Here is a 15,020-nt window from a genome sequence, read left to right as displayed (position 1 = left end):
TTACAGGATGCCCCATCCGCCCGCTGCTCATAAGGTAAGGCCATGCCTCGTTTCCGCGCGATCCTGGACACGATGCCCGCCTACCGGGCGGGCAAGGCCGTGGTGTCCGCCGACGGCCGGTCCTACAAGCTCTCCTCGAACGAATCCCCCTACGAGCCGCTGCCCTCGGTGGTCGAGGCGGTCGCCAGGGCGGCGACCCAGATGCACCGCTATCCCGACCCGGCGGCCACCGAGCTGACCGGGGCGATCGCCGAGAGGTACGGCGTCCCGGCCGAGCACGTCGCCCTCGGCGCGGGCTCGGTGACGGTGGCCCAGCAGCTCTTCGAGACCGTGAGCGAGCCGGGCGTCGAGGTGATCTACGCCTGGCGCTCCTTCGAGGCGTACCCGCTCCTGGCCGACCTGGCCGGGGCGACCTCGGTGCGGGTCCCGCTGCTGGGGGAGACGCACCACCTGGAGGCGATGGCCGACGCGATCACCCCGCACACCCGCATGATCTTCGTCTGCAACCCGAACAACCCCACCGGCACGGTCGTCCACGCGGCCGAGCTGGAGGCCTTCCTCGACCGGGTGCCGGAGAGCGTGCTCGTCGTGCTCGACGAGGCCTACCGCGAGTACGTCAGGGACGCCGGGGTCACCGACGGGCTCACCGTCTACCGCGACCGTCCCAACGTGGCCGTGCTGCGGACCTTCTCCAAGGCGTACGGCCTGGCCGGGCTCCGGGTGGGCTACCTGATCGCCGACGAGCCGGTGGCGTCCGCCGTCCGCAAGACGATCGTGCCGTTCGCGGTCAACCACCTCGCCCAGGCCGCCGCGATCGCCTCGCTGGCCGCCGAGGACGAGCTGATGGAGCGGGTCGACGCCGTGGTCAAGGAGCGCGACCGGGTCCGCGAGGCGCTGGTCGCCCAGGGCTGGGAGGTGCCGGTGAGCGAGGCCAACTTCGTCTGGCTCCGGCTGGGGGAGCGCACGCTCGACTTCGCCGAATCCTGCGCGACCGAGGGCGTCGCGGTGCGGCCCTTCGCCGGGGAGGGCGCCCGCGTCTCCATCGGCGACCCCGAGGCCAACGACACCTTCCTGGCCGCCGCGTCGGCCTTCTGGAGCGCCTGACCCGCCCGCGCGGGCCGGCCTGCCTGCGCCGGTCGGCCCGTCCTGAGTCGACGGGTTCGCCTGTGCCGGTCGGCCCGCCCTGTGCCGACGGGTTCGCCCGTGCCGACCGGTCCGGCCGCGCGCCGGACCGCCTTCACCGGTCCACCCGCGCGCCGGGTGCCCGCGGCCGGGTGCCCGCGACCGTGTGGCCCGCACGGTCGCGGGTTACACGGTCGCGGGCTCCGCCTTCGTCTCCGGTGCGGGCTCGGGCTTCCTGCGCCGTTCGGTGGAGACCACCAGGGCCACGCCGATGACGATCACCACGCCGGCCGCGATCATCGAGCCGGTGACCGGCTCGCTCAGCACGAGGGCGCCCAGCACGACCGCCACGACCGGGTTGACGTAGGCGTAGGTGGAGATCAGCGAGATCGGCGCGTTGCCCAGCAGCCACACGTACGCCGTGAAGGCGACCAGCGACCCGATCAGGATCAGGTAGGCGAGCGCGGTCCACGACCGCGCGGAGACGGCGGTGACGTCGAGGCGCTCGCCCATCGCGGTGGCGGTGAGGGCGAGCCCGACGCCGCCCGCCGCCATCTCGACGGCGCTCGCGGTGAAGGGGTTCGCGGGCATCGGGATGCGGGACGCCAGGAACGAGCCGGCCGCCCACGACAGCGACGCCAGCAGGATGATCGCGACTCCGGTGCCGTCGGCCGCGTTGCTCCCGCCGCTCAGCGAGAGCACCGCCACGCCGCCGAACCCGATGAGCACTCCGACGAGCGTCAGCGCCCGCGGCCGGTCCCTGAACAGGATCCTGAAGACGACCAGCCAGAGCGGTGTCGAGGCCACCAGCAGCGCCGCCAGGCCGCTGGAGATGTGCTGCTCGGCCACCGCGACCATGCCGTTGCCGCCGTTCAGCAGCAGCAGGCCGACCAGGGCCGCACCACCCGCCTCCTTCCAGGTCATCCGGTAGGCGTCCCGGCCCTTCAGCAGGTACACCGCGAGGCCGAGGACGAGCGCGGCCGTGGTGAAGCGGACAGCTCCGCTGAGCAGCGGCGGGATCGTCTCGATCGTGATCATGATCGCCAGGTATGTGGAACCCCACACCACGTACACGATCGCCAGCGCCCCCCAGACGAGGAGCGTCTTGCGGCTGTCAGCACTGTCTTGACCCATAGCTCGTGACAATAGCGGCTGAAACCGACAATCCGCTCGCGGGTTTCGGACCCTGAGATACGGGGTGGCGGACCGTGCCCCGGCGGGTTCCGCCACACGGGATCCGGCCGGATCCGGCGGAGCGCGCTCAGGGGGATCGGGGGATCGCGGCCCGTGATCCTCGCCGCACCGTGAGTCGCACCGTGAGTCGCACCGCGAGCCGTGTCGTGAGTCGCACCGCGAGCCGCACCGTGAGCTGTGCCGCGCGCCGCGCCGTGAGCCCTGCCGGGACGGGCGGGCCGCAATGACCGGACCGTAATGACCGGGTCGTAATGACCGGGCCGGAATGAACGAATCCTGTGAACAGGTCCGGTGAACAGACCAAAATAAACAGGCCGGAATGAACAAACCACAGTGAACACGCCGGGCCCGGCGGACCATGGTGAACAGCCCGCGACGAACACACCGCGGAGTCGGCCGGTCACGTCACGTCAGGGCCGGCGCGCCGTGACCTGGGAGGTTCCGCCGTCCGGGTGCGGCGGAATCCTCCAGGTCGGTGGAGATCGTGGCGCGGGGCTCAGCGGGTGCCGAGCTTCTCCACGATCAGCCGGTACAGCTGCCGGGGACGCCCCGGCTGTGGTGTCCGGTTCGGCGGGAGCGGCCACGCGAGTCCCTCGTCTACCAGCGTGCGCAGCAACCGCCGTGCCGTGCGCGGGGTGACGCCGAGCATCTTGCCCGCGCCCTCCGCGTCCACCACCGTGTCTCCACCCTCCAGCTTGGCCGCCAGCCGGGCCAGGACCTCCACGCCCTTCGGCTTCAGCGGCCCCGCGCCCTGAGGGGGCATCCTGGGCGCCGGAATGAGCGCCCGGCCCTCGCGGTCGACCGCGAAGCCCTGGGCCTGCTTGCCCGCCTGGGTGCGCGCCAGCGCGGCCCTGGCGTGCGACTCGGCGTCGTGGGTGGTCCGGCCCATGCCGACGCCCACCTCGACCGCGAGGCCCAGCTCGTCGCGGACCCGCGCGGCGAACGGCAGGACCCGGAAGCCCTCGGTGGCCGCGGCCACCGAGCCGCGGGTCGCGGTGACCATGTAGCTGTGGTCGTCGACCGCGGTGACCGACGCGTTGATCCGGTTGGCCTCCTGCACCAGCAACCGGTGCAGCGAGAGCCGGAGCTCGTCGCGCCAGTAGCGCGGCGCGGCCCGGCGGACCGGCTCGCGCAGCGTGGGCACCTCCACCAGGACCACGGTGAGCTGCGACTCCTCCAGTCTGTGGTGCGCGCCCAGCAGGGCCGCCGTGTGCAGCGCCGTGCGCACCGCGGCCGAGGTCGGGCGGATCCTCACGACGGGCACTCCCGCCGTCTGGAGGCGGTCGGCGACCGCGGGCAGACAGGTGAGCGCCCCGCTCGTGCTGCCCTGGCGGGCGAGGCGTTCATGGAAGGCCGCGATCGTACCGGTGGCGCCCGGTTCGTCGCGGCTCTGCACGTCCCCGGAGGGAAGGCTCAGATCGTTGTACGCCTCCTCGACCTCTGCTCTGCCCAGGACATCGATGCTGACCCTGCGCGGGTCTATCCGCTCGTCCAGCGCGGCCCTCGCCAGCGCGGCGATCAGCGCGGCGCCGCCGAGCTGGACATACGTCGCGGGCATCGTCAGCACCCCCGATCGCCGGGCCAGGTCGTAGGGGACCGGGCTGGCGAACAGACATGCGTCGACCCCGGCTCCCAGCCGGGTGACCTTGTCGGCTGCTTCCTGCTCGTCACGGTATGCCGCCGCCACCAGGCGGCAGGGTAACGGGGCAGCCGCATGCCCCATCAACATCACCCGTTCGACGAGGTCATGGGGGCCCACCACACCGATAGTGAGGTCCGGTGTCATGGCACCCGGGCGTGACACTCGTGGCGCTTCTTCGGCCCGCTCGACCAATGTTCGTCCCATCATGCCGTCCGTTTGTTTTCGGCTCTCTTTTGGAACGATCGCTCGCGAGGGCCGTAATGTCACGCCCGATTTGCGGCCAATTCCGGAAGCAACTTCCGGGTTAAAGCCATGACTGGCATCGTTTACACAGGTCAGAGCGGTTTTTGAGCGTCTCAAACCTGCTGATTATGATGCTGAAATCTCTCGTCGCACATCGGCCCCCAGGGACTGCATACGCTCGGCCAGATAAGAGTGCCCGCGGTCGATGAGATATCCCGATTCGATCACGGTCTCCCCCTCGGCCGCCAGACCCGCGAGCACGAGCGCGATTCCCGAACGCAGATCGTGTGCGGTCACCTGCGTTCCGTTGAGCGGAGTGGCACCGCGAACGACAGCGCTGTTCTCTTTCACTTCAATATCGGCGCCCATCTTGTTCAGCTCTGAGGCCAGAGCGAAACGCCCGTCGAAGATGCGTTCATGAATGTAACTGGCACCGTCGGCGAGGCAGGCGACCGTCATGATGGGCGACTGCAGGTCCGTGGCGAAGCCGGGGTAGGTGTCGGTGATCACGTTGATCGGGCGCAGCGGGCGGTCCCTGCGCACGTGGAGCACCGCGCCGTGGTCGGCGAACTCCACCCCCATCTGCTCCAGCTTGTAGCGGACCACGCCGAGGTGGTCCAGGTCGGCGCCGACCAGGTTCACCTCGCCGCCGGTGACGGCGGCGGCCATGGCGAACACGCCCGCGTCGAGGCGGTCCGGCATCACGGTGTGCTCGACGGCCTGGAGCTCCTCCACGCCCTCCACGGTGATGAACCCGGTGCCGCCACCGCTGATCTTCGCGCCCATCCGGGTCAGCATGTCGATCACGTCGAGGACCTCGGGCTCCAGCGCCGCGTTCTCGATCACGGTGGTGCCGCGCCCGAGGGCGGCGGCCATGATCAGGTTCTCGGTGCCGGTGTGCGAGGGGGTGTCCAGGTACAGGGTGGCGCCGGTGAGGCCGGACGACTTGACGTGGATGACAGAGTCGCCCTCGTCCACGAGCGCGCCCAGGCGCTTGTAGCCCAGGTAGTGGAAGTCGAGGTTGCGGCTGCCCAGGTTGCAGCCGCCCACGCCCTCGATGATCGCCTCACCGAGGCGGTGCAGCAGGGCGGGCACGAACAGCACGGAACCGCGGAAGCGGCGGGCGATCTCGGCGGGCAGGACCGGGCTGCTGAGCGTCGAGGCGTCGATCACCAGTGTGCGCTCCGCCTCGTGGAGCTCGACCGTGGCGCCGACCGTCTCGGCCAGCTCGACCGCGCGGCGGACGTCCTCGATGATGGGGACGTTGCGCAGGACGGTCCGGCCTCTGGACGCCAGCAGCGCCGCGCCGATCATGGGCAGCACGGCGTTCTTGGCACCCTGGATGAAGGCGGTTCCACGAAGTGGGTTGCCACCGCGCACGCGGTAACGGACCATGCGTCATGCTCCTTGAAGTGGTTCGGGTGATTCGTGTGGCGCGGGGCGGCAGCCGAGTTTATTCGGCCAACAGTAGCCGTTGGATGCCCCTGAACCGGCCACTTCAGGGGGGAACTACCCCCCGATTGACCGGTAATCATCGGCCTTCACGCCCGCGGGCGGCGAAGGCCCGCCCGCTCGTGTTCCCCGGTGTCCCCGCGCCTCCTCGGCCATGTCTCCCGCACCGCCCGCGGCCGGGCCGCGCAGAAGATCATCTCATGACCCGCCGGCCACGGGAGATGGGGGCACCGCCCCGGCGGACGGGCGTCGCCCGCCTTTCACGCCGCCCCGGCGGAGAGGCGTCATCCGCCCCTCGCGCCGCCCCGGCGGACGGCCGCTACCGGCTCTTCGTGCCGCCCGCGGCGGTGAGCGGTGAGGCGGCCGACAGGAGGTTGTCGGCCCGCTGGTCCACGAAGCGGGTGACGACCTGCTGGCCGTACCCGAACGCCATCGCCCAGACCAGGATCGCGGGCTGCGAGCCCAGTCCCGCGAAACCGGGCACGAAGCCCGAGTTCAGGATCAGCAGCCCGAGCACCGAGGTGGCCACCCCCGCGGGCGCCTTGAGCAGGTTCTGGACGACCGCCAGCGAGTAGCGGGTGGACAGCTCCGAGCGGGTCGACAGCGAGGCCGCGGTGGCCAGCGCCGCGCCCAGCATGCCGATCAGGGCCACGAGCGGGACGTCGCCGTGGCCGGGCCGCAGGCCGCCCGTCGGGCAGATCTGGGCGGGCATCAGCCCCTGGGTGCGGATCACCGACTGGTTGCCGCACATCGGGATGACGTCCGGCCAGATCGCGCCGATGACCACCACGCCCAGCACGATCAGGGTCAGCATCACCACCCCGCCGAGCAGCAGGTTGCGGAAGCTGCGGACCCGCCCGGTCTCCATCGCCTGCGCGGTGTACGCGGCCCGCAGCACCGACTGCATCAGCGGCCTGTCGTTCTCCCCCAGGTCCCCCACCGCCAGCCTGGCCTGGAGGTGGACCAGCCGGGGGTCGTCGCCCGGCAGGTACGCCCGGCCGATCGCCGCCACCTCCGGGCCCCGCCCGCACAGCTCCGCCGTCGGCAGCACGCCGTACAGCATCACGGTCGCGCTGTTGACGTTGGACCAGGCGCCCTCGATGGCCTGGCCGGTCAGCCAGCGCCGCACGCCGTGCCTGCTGCGCGCGTACGTCTCCGCGCGGGCCAGGTGCGTGCCGATGCCCTCGCCCACCGAGACCAGCTGGCCCGCCTCGTCGCGCATCGTGAGGGCCCGCTCGGCGTCGGCCCTGATCTCCTCGCTCCGGGTGGCCACGTACACCCGCCAGGTGCCCGGCCAGCGCAGCACGCCGGTGTCGCCGATCCGCTCGGGGGCCATCGCGGGGTCAAGCGACATCGTTCCTCCGGGGGGAGCGGCCTGGGGCGGGGCTGCCGGGCGGGGCGGGCACTGATGACTGCCCCAGGCTTACCGCGACATGCCGATCAAGCGCTACGCCTCCCGGGAAACCGGGGGCTCAGGCGCCGCGGCCCGCGATGTCGGTGCGGTGGTGCGAGCCGCGCATCCGGATGCGCCCCACGGCCTCGTAGGCCGCGGCACGGGCCGAGGGGACGTCGGGCCCGGTGCCGACCACGCTGAGCACCCGGCCCCCGCTGGAGACGATCCGGTCGCCGTCGCGGGCGGTGCCCGAGTGCAGCACGTAGGCGTCCTCGACCGGGTCGGACAGACCCTCGATCACGTCGCCCTTCACCGGCTCCCCGGGGTAGTTCTCCGCGGCGATCACCACGGTCACCGCGGCGCCGTCGCGGTAGGTGAGCGGACCGAACCGGTCGAGCGTCCCGTTCGCGCAGGCGAGCAGCAGGGCGGCGAGGGGCGTCTCCAGCCGGTCCAGCACGACCTGGGTCTCCGGGTCGCCGAACCTGGCGTTGAACTCGATCACCTTCGGGCCCTTGGACGTGAGGGCGAGCCCCACGTACAGCACCCCCGTGTACGGCGTGCCGCGCCTGGCCAGCTCGGTCACGGTCGGCATGACGGTCTCGGCCATCACCTGGTCGGCGAGGTCGTCCGGCGCCCACGGCAGCGGGGTGTAGGCGCCCATCCCGCCGGTGTTGGGGCCCTGGTCGTCGTCGTAGGCGCGCTTGTGGTCCTGGGCGGGCTGGAGCGGTACGGCGGTGGAGCCGTCGCAGAGCGCGAACAGCGACACCTCGGGGCCGTCGAGGAACTCCTCGATCACGACCCGCCCGCAGGCGGCGGCGTGCCGGAGCGCCTCGTCGCGGTCGCCGGTGACCACCACGCCCTTGCCCGCGGCCAGGCCGTCGTCCTTGACCACGTACGGCGTGCCGAACTCGTCGAGCGCGGCGGCGACCTCCTCGGGCGTGACGCAGGTGTGCGACCGCCCGGTGGGAACGCCCGCCGCGACCATGACGTCCTTGGCGAAGGCCTTGGACCCCTCGATCAGCGCGGCCTCGCGCGAGGGCCCGAAGCAGGGGATCCCGGCCTCCCTGACGGCGTCGGCGACCCCGGCGACCAGGGGGGCCTCGGGACCGATCACGACCAGGTCCGCCCGGAGTCTCCCGGCCAGCTCGGTGACCGAGGCCGGGTCGGTCGGCACCACCGGGTGCAGGGTCGCGACCTGCGCGACACCCGCGTTTCCGGGGGCACAGTGAACCTCGGTGACCTGGGGGTCCGCCGCCAGCGACCGGCACAGGGCATGCTCACGCCCGCCGGATCCAATCACAAGAACGCGCACTCGTCAGAGCCTATCGTCCTCCCGGCACGCCCCTTGGGCCCGCGTCCGCCACCCGGGAGCCGTGGAGCCGTGGGGCCGTGGGATCGGGGGATCGGGGGATCGTCCACAGGCTGTGGACGACTCCGGATGCCCGTACGCGGGGAAGGTGCCGTAAAGGGCGTGTGAATTTTGTCTGGTTGTGCATGATCAACAGTTGAACCTGGGAGTAAACTGAGAGACATCCCCCCAATCGTGTTAGTTTTTGGGTGGCTTTGCGTGTCTCTTGCTGATTGGAGGTGGTTCGGGATGTCCTCTGGCGATCCCAGCAGTACGTGCTCGCGCACGCCTGCTGTGCGCACCCTCGACCACCCCATCTCGGTGCCCGACCGGCGCCACACGCATCACCTCCTTCATCGGGGGTGACATCGCATCGCGTGTGGATCCCGCCAGGTTGGGCGGGAAAGGCTCGCCATGCGCTCTTCGCTTCTTTTTCCCCGTATCAAGCACACCCGTACGATCCGTGCCGCGCACGCGCCCGCCGTCTCGCTCCGTGAGCGGATGACCGGGGTCTGCGTACCGCCGAGCGACTCGCTCGTCGAGTACGCCGCCTACGTCGGCGGCAAGAAGATCGACGCCCTGGGCATCCCCGACGCCCTGGAGATCGTCCGCGCCCACAACGCGGCCTGCGAGGCGGCCTCCGACGGGGACTCCGGCGGTTCCGGCAAGGGAAACGCCTTCGTCTGGGTCGGCCTGCACGAGCCCGACGCCCCCGAGGTCGAGTGGCTGGCGGAGGTCTTCGCCCTGCACCCGCTCGCCGTCGAGGACGCCGTCAAGGCTCACCAGCGGCCCAAGGTCGAGCGCTACGGCGACTCGATCTTCGTGGTCCTGAAGACCGTCGCCTACATCGACCACGAGGTGCTCACCGCCACCAGCGAGATCATCGGCACCGGCGAGCTCATGGTGTTCGTCGGCCCCGACTTCGTGGTGACCGTGCGCCACGGCAGCCACTGCCCCCTCTCGGAGGTGCGCGCGCGCCTGGAGGACAAGCCCAAGCTCCTCAACCGGGGGCCCACCGGCGTGCTGCACGCGATCGCCGACCACGTCGTCGACAGGTACCTCAGCGTGGCCGACCGGATGCAGGCCGAGCTGGAGGACGTCGAGGCGATGGTCTTCGCCGACGTCAGCGCCCGCGACATCGGCCGGATCTACAACCTCAAGCGCGAGATGATCGAGATGAAGCGGTCGGTCATGCCGCTCCAGTCGCCGATGTCCACGCTGGCCCAGCGCCGGATGATCCCCTCCGAGATGCGCGAGTACTTCCGCGACGTCGTCGACCACCTGGCCCGCGTCTGCGAGCAGGTCGAGTCGTCCAACGAGCTCTGCAACTCCATACTTCAGGCGGCGCTCGCCCGCTCCAACGCGCTCGCCAACGAGGACATGCGGAAGATCTCCTCGTGGGTCGCCATCATGGCCGTCCCCACGATGATCGCCGGCATCTACGGGATGAACTTCGAGCACATGCCCGAGCTCGGCTCCGTCTTCGGCTACCCGGTGGTGATCGGCGTGATGGTCATCGCCTGCACGCTGCTCTACCGCGGCTTCCGCCGCAACGGCTGGATGTGAGCCGCAACGGCCGGAGGTGGCCGCACAGCCGGATGTGAGCCGTACGGCTTGGAGGTGACCCGGGCCCCCGCCGGCCCTCAAGCCCTCAGGCGCTCAGCGGGCGCGCGGGGGTGACCGGCCGGGGGACGGGCATGCCCCGCTCGGTCCACAGGGCGATCATCCGGTCGGGATAGTCGGTGACGATCGCCGCCGCCCCGAGGTCGAGCAGCTCCGCGGCCCGTCCCGGGTCGTTGACCGTCCACACGGCCAGCGGCAGGTCGGCCTTCTCGGCCCGCCTGGCGAACTCCTGGTCGACCATCACGTGCTCGGGGGAGAGCGTGGTGCCCCCGGCCTCGACGGCGGCGGCCGGGACGTCGCCGCCGAAGTCGTCGAGGTGGAGACCGTCGAGCCAGGCGCTGTCCATGGTGGCCCGCTCGATCAGGGCGTACCGCAGGGTCGCGGGGGTGAGCGAGCGGGCGATCCGCAGGACGCGCCAGTCGAAACTGAGGATCGCCGCCCTGTCGAGCCGGTGGTGCCGGTCGAGCTCGGCGACCACCATCTCGGTGAACTCGGCCGGGTCGGCGCTCAGGTCGGGCCTGGTCGGGTCGGACTTCAGCTCCACGTGCACCCGCACCCCGTCGGCGCCGTACGCGTCCATCAACCCCAGCACGGAGCCCAGGGTCGGCATCCGGGTGTTCGGCACCGGCAGCTGGGTCGGGGCGAAACGGTCGCCGGGGTGGCGCGGCATCCGTATCCCGCACTCCAGCGTGCGCAGCTGCGCCAGCGTGAGCGCGCCGACGGGCCGGCCCACGTACGGGAAGGCGGGGTCGTCGCGGAAGGCGGGACGGACGTCGGCGCTGGTCACCGCCGACACGGTGAGATCGTGGGTGAGCACCAGCCGCCGGTCGGCCGTGAGCGCGACGTCGAGCTCCAGCGCGTCGACGCCGAGTTCGAGGGCGTGGGCGAAGCCGGGCAGGGTGTTCTCGGGACGGAGCCCGCGGGCGCCGCGGTGACCGTGAATCTCGGCATGCACACAGGGACCTTATCCACCCCGAACGCCGATCGTCCGGTACGGCTCGCGTCTCGGCGACACCGGGCGCGGGCCGTACCGGCAGAAACCCGCAGACTACGGAAACTAGAGCATCGAGTGGATCTGGAGCGTCTCCGTACGGCCGGGGCCGACCCCGACGGCGGAGATCCTGGCGCCGCTCATCTCCTCCAGGGCCTTCACGTACGCCTGCGCGTTGGCGGGCAGGTCCTCGAAGCTCCGGGCACCGGTGATGTCCTCCTTCCAGCCGGGGAACTCCTCGTACACCGGCCTGGCGTGGTGGAAGTCGGTCTGGGTCATCGGGATCTCGTCGTGGCGGACGCCGTCGACCTCGTAGGCGACGCAGACGGGGATCGTGTCCAGGCCGGACAGCACGTCCAGCTTGGTGAGGAAGTAGTCGGTGACGCCGTTGATCCGGGTGGCGTAGCGGGCGATGACGGCGTCGAACCAGCCGCAGCGGCGGTTGCGCCCGGTGGTCACCCCGTACTCGCCGCCGGTGGTGCGCAGCCACTCGCCCATCTCGTCGTCGAGCTCGGTCGGGAACGGCCCGGCGCCGACGCGCGTGGTGTACGCCTTCAGGATGCCGATCACGCCGGTGAGCCGGGTCGGCGGGATGCCGGAACCGGAGCAGGCGCCGCCGCTCGTCGGGGAGGAGGAGGTGACGAAGGGGTAGGTGCCGTGGTCGATGTCGAGCAGGTTGCCCTGCCCGCCTTCGAGCAGCACGACCTTGTTCTCGTCCAGCGCCCTGTTGAGGATGAGCGAGGTGTCGGCGATGTGCGGCGTGAGGCGCTCGGCGTAGCCGAGATACTCCTCCAGGACCTTGCCCGCGTCGATCGCCCGGCGGTTGTAGATCTTGGTGAGGATCTGGTTCTTCTCGCCCAGCGCGACTTCGATCTTCTTCTGCAGGATGCCCGGGTCCAGCAGGTCCTGGACCCGCACGCCCATCCGGTAGATCTTGTCGCCGTACGCGGGGCCGATGCCGCGCCCGGTCGTGCCGATCTTGGCCTTGCCGAGGTAGCGCTCGGTGACCTTGTCGAGGGCCTTGTGGTGGGGCATGATCAGGTGCGCGTTGGCGGAGATCAGCAGGCGCTCGGAGGAGACGCCCCGGGCCTGGAGCCCGTCGATCTCGCTCAGCAGCACGCCCGGGTCGATGACGACGCCGTTGCCGATCACGGGGACGACGTTCGGGGAGAGCACTCCCGTGGGCAGCAGGTGCAGCGCGTACTTCTGGTCGCCGATGACGACCGTGTGGCCCGCGTTGTTGCCTCCCTGGTATCTGACGACGTAGTCGACCTGGTCTCCAAGCAGGTCGGTCGCCTTACCCTTGCCCTCATCGCCCCACTGGGCACCAACGAGAACGACAGCCGGCATCGTGAGTCTCCCACCACAAAAACGAAAACCCCTGGCGCAATCGCGACAGGGGCTCTTGCGTGGAGAGAATACCCGACGGCGTCCGAAATGGGGATCTCCCACCTTGCGAGAGGGTGGTGCGGTGAGAGATCCCGGGGGCGGATCGGAAGCTGATCAGCGGCTCAGCGGGGTGGATCGGGGGCGGCGCCGGGCGGGGGACGCCGCCTGGTCAGGGCCTGGTCAGCGGCTGGTCAGCTCCTCGGAGGCCTCGGGGCTGGAGTCCTTCAGGAACTGGAAGCACCGCTCGGCCTCCTCCTTCTCCCCGATGCTCTGGGCGGCGCGGGCCAGCGCGTGCAGGCAGCGCAGGAACCCCTGGTTGGGAAGGTGCTGCCAGGGAATCGGCCCGTGCCCCTTCCATCCCGACCTGCGGAGCTGGTCGAGGCCGCGGTGGTAACCGGTGCGGGCGAAGGCGTACGACGTCACGGCGTGCCCCGCCGCGAAGTACTCGTCCGCGAGTACGGCCCAGGCGGCCGGGTACGCGGGGAAACGCGCGGCGACGTCGGATGCTTTGGCGCCGGATTCCAGTGCCTCGCGGGCCTCGGGCAGGTCCGGGAGCAGGGTGGGCGGCGGGCCGGCGAGGAGATTCTCGTGCGATTCCATAACGACAGTCCTACCCGGTGTACCCGTGTCAGGCCAAGATCGGCCCCCGGAGTCTTTCCGGAGGCCGATCTCGCGATCCCTGTCGTGACCCTTTCCGGGCCCTGGAAACGCGACCCTTCCGGGCCTCAGGAGATCTTGGTGCCCGCGGACTTCAGGTGCTGGGCGGCCTCGACGATGCGCGCGGCCATCGAGGTCTCGGCGGCCTTGCCGTAGGAGCGGGGGTCGTACACCTTCTTGTTGCCGACGTCGCCGTCGACCTTGAGCACGCCGTCGTAGTTCCTGAACATGTGGTCGGCGATCGGCCGGGTGAAGGCGTACTGCGTGTCGGTGTCGATGTTCATCTTCACCACGCCGTAGGAGATGGCCTCGTGGATCTCCTCCAGCAGCGAGCCGGAGCCGCCGTGGAAGACCAGGTCGAACGGCTTCTCCGTGCCGTACTTGGCGCTGACCGCGTCCTGGATCTCCTTGAGCACGCTCGGGCGGAGCTTGACGTGGCCCGGCTTGTAGACGCCGTGCACGTTGCCGAAGGTCGCGGCGAGCATGTAGCGGCCCCGCTCGCCCAGGCCCAGGGCGTCGGCGGTCGCGAGGGCGTCCTCGGTGGTGGTGTAGAGCTTCTCGTTGATCTCGCCGACGACGCCGTCCTCCTCGCCGCCGACGACGCCGATCTCCACTTCGAGGACGATCCGCGCGCGGGCCGTCTTCTCCAGGAGCTCCTTGGCGATCTCCAGGTTCTCGTCCAGCGGCACGGCGGAGCCGTCCCACATGTGCGACTGGAAGAGGGGGTCCTCGCCCCTGGCCACCCGCTCGAGGGAGATGTCGAGCAGCGGGCGCACGAAACCGGCCAGCTTGTCCTTGGGGCAGTGGTCGGTGTGCAGGGCGATCGTCACGGGGTAGTTGGCCGCGACGACGCGGGCGTACTCCGCGAGGGCCACCGAGCCGGTCACCATGTTCTTGACCGTGGTGCCCGAGAGGAAATCGGCGCCGCCGGTCGACACCTGGACGATGCCGTCGCTCTCCGCCTCGGCGAACCCCCTGAGCGCCGCGTTGAGGGTCTGTGATGAGGTCACGTTGATGGCCGGGTAGGCGAAACCGCCTGCTTTTGCCCGGTCGAGCATCTCGGCGTAGACCTCTGGAGTAGCGATAGGCATCGTGTCATCTCCCTGGAGACGGCTGTGAAAAGCTGGCGCGTGGCTATGAGGGCATAACCCGTTGGCCAGTGTCCCAGGTTCATGCCCGGCCGGATAGCTCCGGTACCACTTCGATCCGTACCGATGTGTGTCCGGCGGTGTCTCCAACCTATCCCCGGCCCGTCTCCGGGCGGAGGGCGAGGGGGCGCACGACCTGGGCGGGGACGGACGATCTTCCAGACCGAGGATCTTCCTGACCGATCCACCGGGTCGGTCGTGAAATCTCCTCACGAACCGCTAATCTCCACAGTGTGGGACGCCACAGGTCTGACCCTATGGGTATCGCGCGCCTGGTCCTCGTCGGACTGGTGGTGCTGGCGCTCGTCGCCCTGATCGTGTTCGGAGCGCTCTCACTGTTCGGCAGCCTGGGCTCCGACGCGGAGACGGCCGCGTCGCCCGATCCCTCGGCCGGCGCGTCGTCCGCCGCCGCCTCCCCGCCCCCCTCCGCCACGCCCGAGCGCGTCCCGACGGTCCTCGTCGAGTGCCTGCGGGAGCACTGCCCCACGGTCTTCCTGAAGGTCACCGGGGGCGACGTGCTCCTCGACAGGGAGCTGGTCCACGGCGAGCGGTTCCAGTCCTTCGACGCCAAGGTCGACGTCGTCCTGGCCGACTCCGCGGCCGTCCGCGTCCAGGTGAACGGGGCCGTCCGCTCCCCGGGCAAGGCGGGAGAGCGCCAGGAGTTCACGGTCTCCCGGGACTAGCCCCCTGGCCCCCGGGGCCCGGTTCTCCCGCCGTCCCCCTGTGGAAAGCCCTCGGGTCCCCGTACGCGGCTCCTGGCCGGGTCCAGGTGGGTGGGGCGTGCCCCTGGGCCGGGCCGAGGTGGGCGGGGACGTGGC

12 protein-coding genes are annotated in these 15,020 nt (G+C 70.7%); 3 read left to right on the top strand and 9 right to left on the bottom strand.

What is annotated here, in order from left to right:
* Window positions 1-42 precede the first annotated feature (42 nt).
* Window positions 43-1,104, top strand: coding sequence for a histidinol-phosphate transaminase (gene hisC / locus ACFFRH_RS06160; protein ID WP_386154886.1), 1,062 nt, complete (start codon window positions 43-45; stop codon window positions 1,102-1,104).
* 204 nt (window positions 1,105-1,308) lie between these two features.
* Here hisC and ACFFRH_RS06155 read toward each other — a convergent pair whose 3' ends face one another.
* The 5 genes from ACFFRH_RS06155 to purD all read right to left on the bottom strand — a co-directional run bounded on the left by ACFFRH_RS06155 (window position 1,309) and on the right by purD (window position 8,358).
* Complete coding sequence (locus tag ACFFRH_RS06155; protein WP_344746804.1) at window positions 1,309-2,256, bottom strand: EamA family transporter; 948 nt, start codon at window positions 2,254-2,256, stop codon at window positions 1,309-1,311.
* A gap of 556 nt (window positions 2,257-2,812) precedes the next feature.
* Window positions 2,813-4,102: a GTP cyclohydrolase IIa gene (locus ACFFRH_RS06150; protein ID WP_344746819.1), complete on the bottom strand. Its 1,290-nt coding sequence runs from the start codon at window positions 4,100-4,102 to the stop codon at window positions 2,813-2,815.
* A gap of 225 nt (window positions 4,103-4,327) precedes the next feature.
* Window positions 4,328-5,596, bottom strand: coding sequence for a UDP-N-acetylglucosamine 1-carboxyvinyltransferase (murA, locus tag ACFFRH_RS06145; RefSeq protein WP_344746805.1), 1,269 nt, complete (start codon window positions 5,594-5,596; stop codon window positions 4,328-4,330).
* A 376-nt stretch (window positions 5,597-5,972) separates the two neighbouring features.
* The gene (locus ACFFRH_RS06140) at window positions 5,973-7,007 is read right to left on the bottom strand and encodes a hypothetical protein (protein ID WP_344746807.1); all 1,035 of its coding nucleotides are present in this window, start codon (window positions 7,005-7,007) and stop codon (window positions 5,973-5,975) included.
* 118 nt (window positions 7,008-7,125) lie between these two features.
* Entirely contained in the window at window positions 7,126-8,358 is a 1,233-nt protein-coding gene (gene purD, locus ACFFRH_RS06135; RefSeq protein WP_344746808.1) for a phosphoribosylamine--glycine ligase, read from the bottom strand.
* A gap of 450 nt (window positions 8,359-8,808) precedes the next feature.
* Between purD and corA the strand changes: the two genes are divergently transcribed.
* Window positions 8,809-9,960, top strand: coding sequence for a magnesium/cobalt transporter CorA (corA, locus tag ACFFRH_RS06130; RefSeq protein ID WP_344746809.1), 1,152 nt, complete (start codon window positions 8,809-8,811; stop codon window positions 9,958-9,960).
* Between the two features lie 85 nt (window positions 9,961-10,045).
* Here the strand turns inward: corA and ACFFRH_RS06125 are convergent, their stop codons facing one another.
* The 4 genes from ACFFRH_RS06125 to fbaA form a co-directional block, all read right to left on the bottom strand.
* Window positions 10,046-10,972 carry a glycerophosphodiester phosphodiesterase family protein gene (locus ACFFRH_RS06125; RefSeq protein ID WP_344746811.1) on the bottom strand — a complete coding sequence of 309 codons (927 nt, stop codon included), beginning with the start codon at window positions 10,970-10,972 and terminating at the stop codon, window positions 10,046-10,048.
* Between the two features lie 102 nt (window positions 10,973-11,074).
* Complete coding sequence (locus ACFFRH_RS06120; protein WP_344746813.1) at window positions 11,075-12,358, bottom strand: adenylosuccinate synthase; 1,284 nt, start codon at window positions 12,356-12,358, stop codon at window positions 11,075-11,077.
* 219 nt (window positions 12,359-12,577) lie between these two features.
* Window positions 12,578-12,997, bottom strand: a complete 420-nt coding sequence (locus tag ACFFRH_RS06115; RefSeq protein WP_344746814.1) for a DUF3151 domain-containing protein — start codon at window positions 12,995-12,997, stop codon at window positions 12,578-12,580.
* 125 nt (window positions 12,998-13,122) lie between these two features.
* Window positions 13,123-14,145 (bottom strand): class II fructose-bisphosphate aldolase, encoded by a 1,023-nt coding sequence (fbaA, locus tag ACFFRH_RS06110; protein ID WP_329088784.1) that lies wholly within the window; start codon window positions 14,143-14,145, stop codon window positions 13,123-13,125.
* Window positions 14,146-14,459: 314 nt separating this feature from the next.
* Here fbaA and ACFFRH_RS06105 point away from each other — a divergent pair, with 314 nt between their 5' ends.
* Window positions 14,460-14,885: a hypothetical protein gene (locus tag ACFFRH_RS06105; RefSeq protein WP_344746816.1), complete on the top strand. Its 426-nt coding sequence runs from the start codon at window positions 14,460-14,462 to the stop codon at window positions 14,883-14,885.
* Window positions 14,886-15,020 lie beyond the last annotated feature (135 nt).

This window comes from Streptosporangium vulgare (genome assembly GCF_042428775.1).
GTDB classification, from domain to species: domain Bacteria; phylum Actinomycetota; class Actinomycetes; order Streptosporangiales; family Streptosporangiaceae; genus Streptosporangium; species Streptosporangium vulgare.
Note: the sequence above shows the minus strand (reverse complement) of the source record. Positions and strands in the feature narration are given on the sequence as shown.